This window comes from Micromonospora sp. NPDC049151, assembly GCF_040648395.1.
Taxonomy (GTDB): domain Bacteria; phylum Actinomycetota; class Actinomycetes; order Mycobacteriales; family Micromonosporaceae; genus Micromonospora.
Genome location: NZ_JBEZDP010000008.1, coordinates 107,231 through 120,079, shown reverse-complemented (window position 1 = coordinate 120,079; position 12,849 = coordinate 107,231). Strand labels below are relative to the sequence as shown.

General features: G+C 73.5%; 12 protein-coding genes. 4 read left to right on the top strand and 8 right to left on the bottom strand.

All coding sequences use genetic code 11. The features are described 5' to 3' along the window. Positions 1 to 110: 110 nt before the first annotated feature. The 3 genes from AB0B20_RS12130 to mca all read right to left on the bottom strand — a co-directional run bounded on the left by AB0B20_RS12130 (position 111) and on the right by mca (position 4,038). Complete coding sequence (locus AB0B20_RS12130) at positions 111 to 2,606, bottom strand: bifunctional diguanylate cyclase/phosphodiesterase (protein ID WP_357381813.1); 2,496 nt, start codon at positions 2,604 to 2,606, stop codon at positions 111 to 113. A 217-nt stretch (positions 2,607 to 2,823) separates the two neighbouring features. After that, positions 2,824 to 3,108 carry a hypothetical protein gene (locus AB0B20_RS12125; RefSeq protein WP_357381745.1) on the bottom strand — a complete coding sequence of 95 codons (285 nt, stop codon included), beginning with the start codon at positions 3,106 to 3,108 and terminating at the stop codon, positions 2,824 to 2,826. 48 nt (positions 3,109 to 3,156) lie between these two features. Continuing rightward, positions 3,157 to 4,038 carry a mycothiol conjugate amidase Mca gene (gene mca, locus AB0B20_RS12120; protein WP_357381743.1) on the bottom strand — a complete coding sequence of 294 codons (882 nt, stop codon included), beginning with the start codon at positions 4,036 to 4,038 and terminating at the stop codon, positions 3,157 to 3,159. Positions 4,039 to 4,280: 242 nt separating this feature from the next. On the opposite strand from mca, the gene AB0B20_RS12115 reads away from it, so the two are divergent. Next, positions 4,281 to 4,715: a DUF4307 domain-containing protein gene (locus tag AB0B20_RS12115; RefSeq protein ID WP_357381741.1), complete on the top strand. Its 435-nt coding sequence runs from the start codon at positions 4,281 to 4,283 to the stop codon at positions 4,713 to 4,715. Positions 4,716 to 4,859: 144 nt separating this feature from the next. Beyond that, positions 4,860 to 5,360, top strand: coding sequence for a transcription elongation factor GreA (greA, locus tag AB0B20_RS12110; RefSeq protein ID WP_357381739.1), 501 nt, complete (start codon positions 4,860 to 4,862; stop codon positions 5,358 to 5,360). 134 nt (positions 5,361 to 5,494) lie between these two features. Here greA and ilvA read toward each other — a convergent pair whose 3' ends face one another. From ilvA to AB0B20_RS12085, 5 genes are all read right to left on the bottom strand, one after another. Beyond that, positions 5,495 to 6,715, bottom strand: coding sequence for a threonine ammonia-lyase (gene ilvA / locus AB0B20_RS12105; RefSeq protein WP_357381737.1), 1,221 nt, complete (start codon positions 6,713 to 6,715; stop codon positions 5,495 to 5,497). Continuing rightward, complete coding sequence (locus AB0B20_RS12100; protein ID WP_357381735.1) at positions 6,712 to 7,620, bottom strand: DUF4328 domain-containing protein; 909 nt, start codon at positions 7,618 to 7,620, stop codon at positions 6,712 to 6,714. The genes ilvA and AB0B20_RS12100 overlap by 4 nt, the downstream gene beginning before the upstream one ends. A 52-nt stretch (positions 7,621 to 7,672) precedes the next feature. Continuing rightward, positions 7,673 to 9,085, bottom strand: coding sequence for an amidase (locus AB0B20_RS12095; protein ID WP_357381732.1), 1,413 nt, complete (start codon positions 9,083 to 9,085; stop codon positions 7,673 to 7,675). A gap of 16 nt (positions 9,086 to 9,101) precedes the next feature. Next, positions 9,102 to 10,244: a cystathionine gamma-synthase gene (locus tag AB0B20_RS12090; protein WP_357470190.1), complete on the bottom strand. Its 1,143-nt coding sequence runs from the start codon at positions 10,242 to 10,244 to the stop codon at positions 9,102 to 9,104. A gap of 98 nt (positions 10,245 to 10,342) precedes the next feature. Further along, positions 10,343 to 11,389, bottom strand: a complete 1,047-nt coding sequence (locus AB0B20_RS12085) for a hypothetical protein (RefSeq protein ID WP_357381728.1) — start codon at positions 11,387 to 11,389, stop codon at positions 10,343 to 10,345. Positions 11,390 to 11,645: 256 nt separating this feature from the next. Between AB0B20_RS12085 and AB0B20_RS12080 the strand changes: the two genes are divergently transcribed. Both AB0B20_RS12080 and msrA read left to right on the top strand, forming a co-directional pair. Further along, positions 11,646 to 12,059, top strand: coding sequence for an HIT family protein (locus AB0B20_RS12080; protein WP_357470188.1), 414 nt, complete (start codon positions 11,646 to 11,648; stop codon positions 12,057 to 12,059). 76 nt (positions 12,060 to 12,135) lie between these two features. Then, positions 12,136 to 12,798, top strand: a complete 663-nt coding sequence (msrA, locus tag AB0B20_RS12075) for a peptide-methionine (S)-S-oxide reductase MsrA (protein ID WP_357381723.1) — start codon at positions 12,136 to 12,138, stop codon at positions 12,796 to 12,798. Positions 12,799 to 12,849 lie beyond the last annotated feature (51 nt).

The following is a 12,849-nucleotide window of genomic DNA, read 5'->3' as shown; positions in this document are numbered from 1 at the left end:
TTTCTGGGGAAGCTGCCAGCGACCGGCCCCCGGACAGGTAAGAACTTACCGCCTCCAAGTCCGATTCAGCAAGCGTATTCGCGTACGCATGCTGTTAACCCCTCTCAGGGTCAGGAGACGCCGTCGGCGCGCAGCGGGAAGACGTTGCCCCGGGCGGAGTCCCGCAGCGACCCGAGCACCGCGCCGATCTTGTCGGCCGGCATCGGCTTGAAGAAGTGGTAGCCCTGGGCGGCGGTGCAGCCCAGCTCGGCCAGCGCGGTGCGCTGCTCGGCGGTCTCCACGCCCTCGGCCACCACCCGCAGCCCCAGCTCGTGGGCCAGGCCCACGGTGGTCCGGACGATCGCCGCCGCCTCCGGTGAGTCGGCCATCCGGAGCACGAACGAGCGGTCCACCTTCAACTCGTCCACGGCGATCCGGGTGAGGAACGTCAGCGACGAGAAGCCGGTGCCGAAGTCGTCCACGGCGAGCTGCACGCCCATGGCGCGCAGCGTCGCCAGCACCTCGTCGATGACCTCCAGCTCACTCATCACCACCGTCTCGGTGATCTCCAGGACCAGCCGGTGCGGCGGCACCTGGTGGCGGAGCAGCGCCTCCTCGATCTCGACGGGCAGCCGCGGGTCGAGCAGGCTGCGCGCGGACAGGTTCACCGAGATCGGCACGTCCAGCCCGTCCCGCGCCCACCCGGAGGCGACCGCCAGCGCCTTGTCCAGCACGTACCGGGTGAAGCTGCCGAGCTGCTCGCTGTTCTCCACCGGCCGGATGAAGTCGGCCGGGCCGAGCCAGCCCCGGCGCGGATGCCGCCACCGGATCAGCGCCTCCACCCCGGTCGGCGCGCCGGTCGCCAGGTCCACCGCCGGTTGCAACGCCAGCACCAGCTGGTCGTCGGCGGCCAGCGCCTCCCGCATCTCCGCCAGCAAGGCCAGGTGGTCGGTGCTCGCCGCGTCGCGCGAGCTGTCGTACGCGGCGACGCTGCCGCCGCCCTCCTTCGCCTGGTACATGGCGATGTCGGCACGCCGCAGCAGCTCGGTCAGGTCGGCGGTGCCCGCGTCGGCCACCACCACACCCACCGCCACCTCGACGGACATCCGTACCCCGGCCACCTCGGTCGGTGCGGCGAGGCGCTCGGCGACCTCCCGGGCCTGACGCAGCGCGTACGCCAGCGGGGCCGTCCGGTCCTCGACCAGCGGAACCGAGGTCAGCAGGAGGGCGAACTCGTCGCCGCCGAGGCGGCCGAGCAGGTCACCCGGCCGGGTCAGCGCGGCGAGCCGGTTGGAGGTCAGCCGCAGCAACTGGTCGCCCGCCGAGTGCCCCAGCGTGTCGTTGACCTCCTTGAACTGGTTCACGTCGAGCAGCAGCAGGGCCACCGGGTGGTCGTGTGCGCGCTGCCGCAGCGCCTGGTCGCCCTTCGCGAGCAACGCCGACCGGTTGAGCAGGCCGGTGAGCTGGTCGTGCACCGCGTCGTACGACGAGCGGGCGGTGACCAGCCGCAGCTCGCGGTGCGTGGCGGCGTCGTGCAGCGCGGCGGCCAGGGCGTCCCCGAATGCCGCCACGCCGTCGCGTTCCCGGGCACTCGGCGGGGCGGACCGGGCGAACCGCACCCGCAGGCGGCCGACCTCGGCCGAACCCACCGCGAGGCGCCGCACCAGTTCGTGCTCCCCCACGCCGAGGCCGGCCGACGGTTCCACCTCCCGGTCGCGTACCTGGCCGCCGCGGTCGGCCCGGTAGCGGCGCCAGCGTCCCTCGCCCCGGGCCACGTCCACCTCGACCAGTTCCGCGCCGAACAGGGTGAGCGCGCCGGTCACCGCGGCGGTCGCCACGCCACGCTCGTCGAGCTGGTTGAGTGCGGCGGTGGCCTCGGCGAACGCCCGCCAGGTCCGCCGCTCCTGGTCGGCCCGGAGCCGGTGGCGGTAGGTCTGCTGGAGCAGCCAGAGCGGCGGCGGCAGGAGCAGCAGCCAGCGCGCGTCGAGTTCGAGCAGCGCGACGACCACCAGGCCGACCGCCACGTTGCCGACGAACATGAGCAGCTTGCCGCGCAGCGCGGCGAGCAGCGGCGGGCCGATCGCGATGCCGTGCCGCAGGGCGAGCGCGACGGCGCCCAGGAAGGCGGTGGTCAGCAGGTAGGTCACCGCGGCGGCGCTGAGCGTGAGCGCCAGCTCCGGGGTGGGCGCGGCGAGCAGCGGCGCCCCGAGCGCGGTGGCCACCGCCGCGGCGAGCGCGGTGGCGGCGGTCAGCGAACCGGCGATCCCCACCAGTTCCAGGGCGGGACGGCGGTCGGAGAGCACCGACATCACGGTCCAGGCGGCACCCACGCCGAGCAGGGCCGCGGCCGGGAGCCAGCCGGCCGGCACCAGCCAGAGGCAGACCACCAGTGCGGCCTCACCCCAGGTGATGCTCACCATGCCCGAAGCGGTACGGAAGCGCAGCCGGGCGAGCTGGGCCACCGCGAACGCGGCGACGGCGATGCCGAACCGCGCCGGACCCGGCAGTGGGTGGCCGGCCGGCAGGTGCGCCGGGACGGTGAGGCCGAGCACTGCGGCGAGCAGACCGGTCAGCGCGACCGCGACGGTGAGCAGGACCACGCCCGTCGGTGTCCCGCGCAGGCCGATCCGGTCGGGGGAACGGTCGGCCGGCTCGGTGGTCACGGGGCCGCCCCGTCGACGGGTCGGGCCGGGGCATGGCCGGGGGCCGGTGTTGCCATCGACATCGGCGTGCCCCTTCCGCGCAGGGTCCGGTGGCCTGACGGTCCCCCCGGCGGAAGGCTAAGCCAAAGCCGGTGGTCGCAACAGGGGGCGACGACCGGCTTCGACGTGATTCATGCGGTGTTCAGCTGTTGCGGCGCTGCTGAGAGCCGTTTGACGCGTTCGTCGGTGAATCCTGCTCGACGAGCCCGTCTGTCGGATCGGCGACTGCGGAATCGGCCCGGCCCGGGCCGCCCTGCTGCGGGAAGCGGTCGGGCAGCCGGCGCAGCCGGGCGTTCATGTTGCGGATCAGCAGGACGGTGACGGTGGCCAGCGCGACGATGAGGAAGAGGCCCATCGGACCGGCCAGACCACCCGTGCGGGTGTCACCGAAGTTGTTCTGCGCGAGCACCTCGACGGTGGTCAGCATGGTGTTCCTCCGATGTGCGGCTGAGCACCAGGGTAGACCCCGGCCAGGTCAGTGGGCACGGCACGCCTCCCGTACGCCCGCGAACAGGTCGGACTCGGGCAGCGGGCTGTCGACCAGTGACCTGGCGAGTTGGAAGTCCTCCGTCGGCCAGGCGCGCTTCTGCAGCTCCATCGGCACCTGGAACCAGAAGCCGTCCGGGTCGATCTGGGTGGCGTGCGCGCGCAGCGCGTCGTCCCGGACCGGGAAGTAGTCGGCGCACTCGACCCGGGTGGTGATCCGGGCGCCCTTGTCGGGGCGCTCGTCCCAGCGCTTCATCCAGTCGCCGTACGGCGATTCGAGGCCGGCGGCGAGCACCGCCTCGTGCAGGCTCATGATCTTGGCGCGGGAGAAGCCCACGTCGTAGTAGAGCTTCAGCGGCTGCCACGGCTCGCCCAGCTCGGGGTGGCGGTCCGGGTCACCGGCCGCGTCGAACGCCGCCACGGTGACCTTGTGGGTCATGATGTGGTCCGGGTGGGGGTAACCGCCCTCCTCGTCGTACGTGGTGACGACGTGCGGGCGGAACTGCCGCATCAGTCGCACCAGCGGCGCGGCGGCGACGTCCACGTCCTGGAGCGCGAAGCAGCCCTCCGGCAGCGGCGGCAGCGGGTCGCCCTCGGGCAGCCCGGAGTCGACGAAGCCGAGCCACGCCTGCTCGACGCCGAGGATGGCCCGCGCCGCGTCCATCTCGGCCCGCCGGATGTCGCCGATGTTCGCCCACACGTCGGGGCGGTCCATCTTGGGGTTGAGCACACTGCCCCGCTCGCCACCGGTGGCGGTGACGACCAGGACGTCCACCCCCTCGGCGACGTATTTCGCCATGGTGGCCGCACCCTTGCTCGACTCGTCGTCGGGATGGGCGTGCACCGCCATGAGACGCAGCTTCTCTGCCACCTTCGGCGCTCCTCGTCTGTGCCCGCCGACCGACCCGGGGCCGGGCGGCTGACCTGCCGGAATCTCCCCCCGCGCCCGCGAAAGCCCCCGTGACGGCCGGTCGGGGGCCGCCACCGGAGTGGCCAGGGCCACGCCCGCCGGTCCAGGCCGACCTGCCATCCTTGACTCAGCGCCGGGCTGGGAAGATGGACCTAGCCATTCTTGCCGATGCCGCCGACAACAACGCCAGGAGACAGCCGCCGGTGAGCGAGACGCACGCCACAGTCGCCGCGGAGGCCCCGGCCTTCCCGCCGGGCCGCTACGGCCGCCGCCGGGAGCCGGGACGCCGCCGTCCGCTCCTGCTCGCCCTGACCGTCACGGTCCTGCTGGCAGTCCTCGGGCTGGGCGCGGCGAAGCTCTACTACCAGTACGGCGACCCGGAGTACCAGGGCGAGATGATCAGCTACTCCGACATCACCGACTCCCGGGTGGCTGTCGACTTCCGGGTCACCGTACCGCCGGGCGGTTCGGCCACCTGCCTGCTGCGGGCCCGCTCCCACGACGGGGCCCAGGTGGGCAGCGCGGAGGTCACCGTGACCGCCGACCCCGGCCAGCGCCACATCCGGACCCGGCAGGAGGTGCCCACGAGCGCCCGGCCGTTCATCGGCGAGGTCCTGCGCTGCCGGCCGGCCGGCTGACCCGGACCGCCGGCGAGTCGCCGGCAGCCACACCCCGGCCCGTCACCGCCACCCGGGGTGATTGATCACACCTCGACGCGTACCGCACTGGTAGCCTTGCAAGTTCACCTGTCAGCCAGTCCGCACCAATCGAGGAGATCGCCTGTGTCCACAAATGGAAACAAGGCGCCCGCCACCTGGCTGTCCCAGGACGCCTACGACCGTCTGCAGGCCGAGCTCGACGAGCTGATCGCCAACCGGCCGGTCATCGCCGCCGAGATCAACGCCCGGCGCGAGGAGGGCGACCTGCGGGAGAACGGTGGCTACCACGCCGCCCGCGAGGAGCAGGGCAAGGCCGAGGGCCGCATCCTCTACCTCAAGGAGCTGCTGCGCACCGCAAAGGTCGGTGAGGCTCCGGACACCGACGCGGTGTCCCCGGGCATGGTCGTGAAGATCTACTTCGACGACGACGCCGACGACAGCGAGACCTTCCTGCTCGGCTCCAGGGAGATCGCCTCCACCACCGACCTCACGGTCTACAGCCCCGAGTCCGCGCTCGGCAAGGCCATCCTCGGCGGCAAGGCGGGGCAGACCTGCACCTACACCGCGCCCAGCGGCGCCGATATCAAGGTGACCATCGTCTCCTTCGAGCCGTACAGCGGCTGACCTTCCGGACCCGCGCCGGATGGCTCGGGTCCCGAACCCGACCGAGGCTGACAGGCCCTCCTCGGACCCGAGCCGCACACCCGAACGCCCCGACCGGATCATCCGGCCGGGGCGTTCGCGTTCCGCCGAGTGGCTCAGCCCTCGCCGGTGAAGACCACCTGGTAGCCGCTGGCCCGCAGCGCGCTGATCAGCGTGTCAGAGTGCTCCACCCCGCGGGTCTCCACGGACAGGGCCACCTCCACCTCACCGAGGCGCAGGTGCGGGTTGGCGCGCTGGTGCACCACGTCCACCACGTTGGCCCGGTGCTCGGCGATCTCGCCGAGCAGGGAGGCGAGCTGGCCGGGCCGGTCCGTGCAACGCACGGTGATCCGCAGGAACCGGCCGGCCGCGGCCAGGCCGTGCTCGATCACCCGGAGCATGAGCAACGGGTCGATGTTGCCGCCGGAGAGCACAGCGACGACCGGGGCGCTCACCTCCACCGCGCCCGCCAGCAGCGCCGCCACGCCCACCGCGCCGGCCGGCTCCACCACCTGCTTGCCGCGTTCCAGCAGCATCAGCAGCGCCCGGGAGATGTCCTCCTCGGAGACCGTCACCACGTCGTCGACGAGCTTGCGGACGTGGGTGAAGGTCAGCTCGCCCGGACGGCCGACGGCGATCCCGTCGGCGATCGTCGCGAACGAGGGCAGCCGCAGCGGCTCACCGGCCCGCAGCGAGGGCGGGAAGGCGGCGGCGCTCGCCGCCTGGACCCCGATCACGCGTACGTCGGGACGCAGCGCCTTCGCCGCCACCGCCATGCCCGAGACCAGCCCGCCGCCGCCCACCCCGGTCACGATGGTGCGTACGTCCGGGCACTGTTCGAGGATCTCCAGCGCGACGGTGCCCTGCCCGGCGATCACGTCGGCGTGGTCGAACGGGTGGATGAACACCGCGCCGGTCCGCTCGGCGAACGTCTGCGCCGCCACCAGCGACTCGTCCACCGTGTTGCCGACCAGCTCGACCTGCGCGCCGTACCCCTTCGTGGCGGCCACCTTCGGCAGCGGCGCGTTGACCGGCATGAAGACGGTGGCGTGCGCGCCGACCAGCCCGGCGGCGAGCGCCACCCCCTGGGCGTGGTTGCCGGCGCTCGCCGCGACCACGCCGCGGGCCCGCTCCCGGTCGGAGAGCCGGGAGATCCGCACGTACGCGCCGCGCACCTTGTACGACCCGGCGCGCTGGAGGTTCTCGCACTTGAGCCAGACCGGCCCGCCCAGCGCGGCGCTGAGCGGCCGGGACGGCTCCAGCGGGGTGGTACGGGTGACACCGGCGAGCAGTTCCCGCGCGGCCTGCACGTCGGCGAGGCCGACCAGTTCCGTCATGCCCCGATCGTGCCACCCGGCCCCGGTGGGATTTGCGCCGACGTGGCCGACGGCGCGGGCGGCACCGGCGCGACGGAAGAGGCCCGGTCGGGGTGCCCCGGCCCGCCCGGCTGACCGGGCCACGCCGGCTGACCCGGCCACGCGGGCACGGCCCGGGCGAGGCGGTCCTGCTGGGCGGACGAGATCCGGCGGATCAGCACGACGAACGCGATGCCGGCGACCAGGCACGCCGCCGCCGGCACCAGCCGGGGCACGAGCGCCTCCTCGTAGAAGCGCACGTACATGCCGAACTCCGCGTCGTTGCGGGGCAGCTCGGTCAGCCGGTCGTAGCGCTGCTGCTGGGCCCGGGCGACGAACCGGTCACCGATCAGGAACACCAGCCAGCTCGCCCACCACACCCCGACCAGCCACGACTGGCGGCCCCGCCAGACGCTGTTGCGGAGCAGGTCGGCGAGCACCCGGGCCGGCACGACGAGGTTTGCCAACGGGACCAGCCAGCCGGCGATCGCCCACGCCGGGCTGAGATTCGGCGCGGTGCCCGGGAAGGCGTCCAGGTTCTTGCGCGCCCGCCAGGTCCAGATCACCACGAGCGTGCCGGCGGTCAGGAGTGCGAGCAGGTAGGGCAGGGTGAACAGCACGTCGGCCAGCACCGCGCCGAGCAGCATGTCCCGGTCGAGCTGCTCGGCGGCCGAACGGGCCATCCGCACACCCACCAGCGGGGACAGGGCCGCCAGCAGGTAGAACAGGGCGGCCGCGCCGACCGCGAACGCGCTGGCCACGGCCAGACCGCGTACGCCGTACGTGGGCGTGCCGGGGGTGACGGCGGGCTGACCGACGCGGGTGCCGCAGCGCCGGCACTCCTCATAGGCCGGGGACGTGGCGTCCCCGCAGGTCTGGCAGTGCATCGGGGACCGTCCGAGGTGGAGTGTGCGACAGAGGTGCGCACACGTTAGACGATCACGCGGTGGCCGGCGACCCCGTTCCGGCGCGGGGATAGCCGGGCGCGTGCCGGGCCCACGGCGCCTGCATCTCGAACTGACCGGCCACGCCGAGCAGCAGCAGTTCGGAGCCGGGCGGGCCGACGAACTGCACGCCCACCGGCAGGCCGTCCGGGCGGCGGCCGACCGGCACCACGATCGCGGGCAGCCCGGCGATGTTCCACGGCGCCGCGTACGGGGCGTACCTGATGTTCGTCGACATGTTCGCCAGCCAGGAGCGGCCGGACCACCCGGCGGCCTCCGGCGGCGGCCCGGCCAGCGCCGGGGTGAGCAGCAGGTCGATCGAGTTGTCCGCGAAGAAGTTCACCGACCGTTCGCGCCAGGCGGCCCGGTCGGCCTCCCGCACGTACCCCCGGCGTTGCGCCCACTCGCCGAGCGTGACGTGCCGGCGGCTGCGCCGCTGGAGCTGGCGCGGCGCCACCCCGGCGGCGCGCACGTCGGCGGCGGCGGCCGCGAACCAGGTGGCGATGCCCTGGAGACCGAGCCGGGTCGGGTAGACCGGGTCGGCGGGCACCGTGTCGTGACCGGCGGCGGCCAGCAGCCGGCCGGCGGCGGCGACCGCGTCCCGGTTCGGCGCGTCCGGCGAGATGCCGCGTACCGGCGAGCGCAGCGAGACGCCCACCCGCAGCCGGGCCGGCGGGACCAGCTTGTCCGGCCGGCGCCCGGCCAGCACCGAGAAGCCGACCACCGCGTCGGCGACCGTGCTGGTGAGCATGCCGTGCTCGGTCAGGCCGAACCAGTCGTCCGCGCCGAGCTGGCAGGGCACCACGCCCCGGCCGGGCTTGAGCCCGACCAGGCCGCAGCAGGCCGCCGGGATGCGGATCGAACCGAGGCCGTCGTTGCCGTGGGCCATCGGCACCAGCCCGGCGGCCACCGCGGCTGCCGCGCCACCGGACGAGCCGCCGGGGGTGCGCGCCTTGTCCCACGGGTTGCGGGTCACTCCGGTGTCGTCGTCGGTGAGAGCCCACAGGCCCAGCTCCGGCATCCGGGTCACGCCGAGGATCACCGCGCCCGCGCCGCGCAGCCGCCGGACCACCTCGTGGTCGGCCTCCGCCACCTCGGTACGCATCGCGGCCGACCCGTTCCAGGTGGGCAGGCCGGCCACCGGCGTGTTCTCCTTGACCGCCACCGGCACCCCGGCCAGCGGCAGGTTCGCCAGTTCCTCCTGCTCGTCGACCTTCTCCGCCTCGGTGATCGCCTCGCCGCCGCGTACCGTGCGGAACGCGCCCAGCTCACCGTCGACGCGGTCGACGTGGTCCAGGTGGTCGGCGACGACCTGGGTGGCGGAGACGTCGCCACGGCGGACCGCCCGGGCGATCTGTTTCGCGGTCGTCCCGACCCAGGTCGTCGGCAAGATCTCCGGCACTGCCACCCTCCCCAGCCAGCGGTCAGCCCAGGGCCTGCTCCAGATCGGTGAGCAGGTCGTCGACCGTCTCGATGCCGACAGACAGTCGCACGAGATCGCCGGGAACTTCAAGCGGCGAGCCCGCAGCACTCGCGTGTGTCATCCGGCCCGGGTGCTCGATCAGGGACTCGACGCCGCCGAGCGACTCGGCGAGCACGAACAGCCGGGCCCGGTTGCAGATCTCGACGGCGTGCTCCTCGCCGCCCGCCGCGCGGAACGAGATCATGCCGCCGAAGCGGCGCATCTGCTTGGCGGCCACCTCGTGGCCCGGGTGCGACGGCAGGCCCGGGTAGATGACCTGGGCGACCTTGGCGTGCCCGTCCAGGTAGGCCGCGATCCGCTCGGCGTTGTCGCAGTGCCGGTCCATCCGTACCCCGAGGGTCTTGATGCCGCGCAGCGTGAGCCAGGCGTCGAACGGGCCGTTCACCGCGCCCATCGCGTTCTGGTGGTAGCGCAGCTCCTCGCCGAGCGCGCGGTCCGCCGCGACGAGCGCGCCGCCGACCACGTCGGAGTGCCCGCCGACGTACTTGGTGGTGGAGTGCACCACCACGTCCGCGCCGAACGCGATCGGCTGCTGCAGGTACGGCGAGGCGAACGTGTTGTCGACCACCAGCAGCGCGCCCGCGTCGTGCGCCACCGCGGCGAGCGCGGCGATGTCGGCGATGCCGAGCAGCGGGTTCGTCGGCGTCTCCACCCACACGATCCGGGTGGCGCCCGGGCGGATCGCGGCCCGCACGGCGTCCGGGTCGGAGACCTTCGCCGGGGTGTACGCCAGGCCCCAGCGCTCGGCCACCTTGGCGAACAGCCGGTAGGTGCCGCCGTACGCGTCGTCCGGGATCACCACGTGGTCGCCCGGCTTGCACACGGTCCGCAGCAGCGTGTCCTCGGCGGCGAGGCCGCTGGCGAAGGCGAGCGCCACCGGGCCACCCTCCAGCGCGGCCAGGCACTCCTGGAGCGCGTCCCGGGTGGGGTTGCCGGAGCGGCTGTATTCGTAGCCCTCGCGGGGCGCGCCGACGGCGTCCTGGGCGTACGTGCTGGTCTGGTAGATCGGCGGGATCACCGCGCCGGTGCGGGCCTCCGGGTCCTGACCGGCGTGGATGGCGAGTGTCTCGAAGCCGTGGCTCATGCCCGGAAGGCTAGTCCCTGCGTCCGCCCCCGGTACGCGATGTCCCCGTCGCGGGTGCCGCGCCGCTCCCACCCGGTGGCGGGAGCGGCGCGGGACGATCAGGCCGCAGGTACCGGCAGCACGTGCAGGGTGGCCGGCCGGGCGCCGGTCCAGTCCGAGGTGATCGCGTAGAGCCGGGCGCCGTTGGGAGACCAGGCCAGCCCTCCGGGTACGAGGTCCGCGCCCAGCTCGAACCGGGCCTGCTCGGTGCCGTCCAGCCCGAACACGAACACGTCCGGGTCGTAGGAGGCGTCGGCGCCGCCGGCCACCCGGGTGCCGTCCCGGGTCAGCTCGACCGCGTTGGGGTAGGCGCCGGTCCGGAACGTCGCCGTCGGGGTGGTGATGGCGGCGAGCGGGAACGCCTGCACCTCGTACGGGGCGCCGGAGGCGGTGTAGATCGTGTCGCCGGCCGGGTTCAGGGCGATGTCCCGCAGGTTGCTGCCGACTGCCATGAAGTCGTTCGTCCGCAGGAAGCTGAGCGCGCCGCCGGTGCCGATGGCGTAGGCGTCTACCGACGCCGGGCTGACCCCCGGCTGGCCGACAAGCAGCACGGTGCGGTTCTGCTGGGGGGCGGTCATCAGCGGCGCGCCGTAGTAGGTCTCCCGGGCCAGGCCGGTGGTCAGGACGGCCGGCTGGCGGCCCAGGTCGAGCCGCCCGATGTTGCCGTCCCACCCGCCGCAGCCGTAACCGAACCACAGGAAGCGGCCGGTCAGCGCGAGCGAGGAGGGACAGGCGGCCGCGCCGGTGTCGAACCGGGCGAACTCGGTGAGGGTGCCGGTGTTCACCGCCGCGATCGCGTTCGCCGACGGCAACGCCACGTAGAGCGTCTGCCGGTCCGCGCTGAGCTGGAGGTCGGTCGGGCCGGGCAGGCCGGACAGGGTGCTGACCAGGTCGCCGTTCGCGGCGGTCACCACCACGTCGGTGGAGTTCCGGCCGCCGCTGACGAAGATCCGGTCGCCGGCCGCGACCACGTCGGCGGCGTCGGCGATCGGCAGGGGTACGGCCCGGGGCGCGGCCGCGGCGGAGGCGGACACGCCGGGTACGGCGGCGAGCAGCATGCCGGTGAGCGCGGCCAGGGCCGGCGCGAGGCGTCTGTCGAGGCGCAAGGGTGTTCCCTTCACGAGGTCGGCCGCGGCGGTGGCCACGGCCGGATGGCTGCCGGACCGTCCTCGGAGGCGGTCGGCGAGCACACCCGGACGGGGACCGGACCGGTCCCGTCGCGCGTCAGCACCATCGCCCCCGAACGTGCTGATCCAGACTCATGAATAGTTACCACAATCGCTCGCCGCCGTGGGGGCGACCCGTCAGCGCGGCAGGGCCGCGGACGGCGCGCGCGGGGCCCGGACGGCATACCCTGCCCGGATGAGCGGGTGCGTGTTCTGCGGAATCGTGGCGGGCGAGGTGCCCGCCTTCCGGGTGACCGACGGGCCGGACGGCGTCGCGTTCCTCGACACCCGGCCGGTGTTCAAGGGCCACGTGCTCGTGGTGCCCCGGCCCCACCTGGTCACCCTGTCGGATCTGCCGGTCGACGCGCTGCCCGGCTACTTCCGGCTGGTGCAGCGGATCGCCGTGGCGGTGGAGGCCGGTCTGGGCGCCGGTGGGACGTTCGTGGCGATGAACAACCGGGTGTCGCAGTCCGTACCGCACCTGCACACCCACGTGGTGCCCCGAACCAGGGGCGACGGTCTGCGCGGCTTCTTCTGGCCGCGTACCCGGTACGCCGACGACGCCGAGGCGACGACGTTCGCCGGCCGGATCTCGGCGGCGCTGGCCTGACGGCGGCGTGGGCGGGTAAGGAACCGGGGGCCGGCGCTGTTGCACACGCTGGGAAAGCCAAGAGAGGAGTCCCACCGTGTTCCTCCGCCGCATGAAGGCCGAGATGATCTCTCCTGACCAGGCCCTGCCGGGCCGCCCGATCGCGATGCCGATCGCCGACCGGCACGAGGTGCTGCCCGCCTCGCTCAAGGGCCCGTTCCCCGAGGGCGCGCAGGTCGCCGTCTTCGGCATGGGCTGCTTCTGGGGCGCCGAGCGGCTGTTCTGGACCCTCCCCGGCGTGGTCACCACGTCCGCCGGTTACGCGGGCGGCTACACCACCAACCCGACGTACGAGGAGGTCTGCTCGGGCATGACCGGGCACGCCGAGGTGGTCCAGGTGGTCTACGATCCGTCGAAGATCGCCTACGAGGACCTGCTGAAGGTCTTCTGGGAGAACCACGACCCGACCCAGGGCATGCGCCAGGGCAACGACGTGGGCACCCAGTACCGCTCGGCGATCTACACCACCACCGACGAGCAGCTGGCCGCCGCCAAGGCGTCGCGGGACGCGTTCGCGCCGATCGTGGCCCGGGCCGGCAAGGGTGAGATCACCACCGAGATCGCCCCGCTCGGCGACTACTACTTCGCCGAGGACTACCACCAGCAATACCTGGCGCCGACGAAGAACCCGAACGGCTACTGCAACCACGGGCCGAACGGGATGTCCTGCCCGGTCGGCGTGGCCCGTACCGCGGGCTAGGCCTGGGTCGTCAGTCTGGATCCGACGACGAGGAGGGCACGATGGACGGCG

What these genes read in the sequence shown, in the direction of transcription:
- AB0B20_RS12100 (WP_357381735.1), bottom strand. Translation starts at nt 7,620, where the DNA reads ATGCACTGCCAGACCTGCGGGGACGCCACGTCCCCGGCCTATGAGGAG.
- AB0B20_RS12125 (WP_357381745.1), bottom strand. Translation starts at nt 3,108, where the DNA reads ATGCTGACCACCGTCGAGGTGCTCGCGCAGAACAACTTCGGTGACACC.
- ilvA (WP_357381737.1), bottom strand. Translation starts at nt 6,715, where the DNA reads ATGACGGAACTGGTCGGCCTCGCCGACGTGCAGGCCGCGCGGGAACTG.
- AB0B20_RS12080 (WP_357470188.1), top strand. Translation starts at nt 11,646, where the DNA reads ATGAGCGGGTGCGTGTTCTGCGGAATCGTGGCGGGCGAGGTGCCCGCC.
- AB0B20_RS12090 (WP_357470190.1), bottom strand. Translation starts at nt 10,244, where the DNA reads ATGAGCCACGGCTTCGAGACACTCGCCATCCACGCCGGTCAGGACCCG.